1 protein-coding gene is annotated in these 848 nt (G+C 44.5%); it reads left to right on the plus strand.

What is annotated here, in order from left to right; translation table 11 throughout:
• Positions 1–186 precede the first annotated feature (186 nt).
• Positions 187–657: a transcriptional regulator ArgR gene (gene argR, locus NNN71_RS24745; RefSeq protein WP_035891195.1), complete on the plus strand. Its 471-nt coding sequence runs from the start codon at positions 187–189 to the stop codon at positions 655–657.
• Positions 658–848: the final 191 nt, after the last annotated feature.

Here is an 848-nt window from a genome sequence, read left to right on the forward strand (position 1 = left end):
ATTTAATAACATTTCATTTACTTTTAACTTATTTGGATCCCGTGATATAGGCATGTTTCTTAGGTCTAATTTTTGATAAAATCCGCCCTTTCTCTATTTGGCTTAGCCTCTGGAGCAAATTATTTTGCATAAAAATTCACCTATATGCATAATAATGTTAATTTCACCACCATACTCGGGTGACTTATGCGAAGTTCAACTAAACAAGAAGAATTAGTTAAAGCCTTTAAAGCATTACTGAAGGAAGAAAAATTTAGCTCTCAGGGCGAAATTGTTCAGGCCTTGCAGGAAGAAGGTTTCGATAATATTAACCAGTCCAAAGTTTCTCGTATGCTGACCAAGTTTGGCGCCGTGCGTACCCGCAACGCTAAAATGGAAATGGTTTACTGCCTGCCGGCCGAGCTGGGCGTGCCGACAACCACCAGCCCGCTGAAGAATCTGGTGCTGGATATTGATTACAACGATGCGGTCGTGGTTATCCATACCAGCCCCGGCGCTGCACAGCTGATCGCTCGCCTGCTTGACTCTCTGGGCAAAGCGGAAGGCATTCTCGGCAGTATTGCCGGTGACGACACGATTTTCACCACGCCGGCACGCGGGTTCACCGTTAAAGATCTCTACGAGGCCATCCAGGTTCTGTTCGAGCAGGAGCTGTAATCCCTCTTCCTTTCTCCTCTGGTCCACCAGAGGAGCTGCTTTAACTGCAAATTCCCCTATGTTTCACTCCCGTCTCGTTAACATTAAGTGCGATTTTCTGCCCACAATCATAGATCCAGTGAATATATCCGTTCATAAGCGCACAAAAAATCAAATTCTAATATCTATTTGATTTTGCTCACCATTAACAC

This window comes from Kluyvera sp. Awk 3 (genome assembly GCF_028069715.1).
GTDB classification, from domain to species: Bacteria; Pseudomonadota; Gammaproteobacteria; order Enterobacterales; family Enterobacteriaceae; genus Kluyvera; species Kluyvera georgiana_A.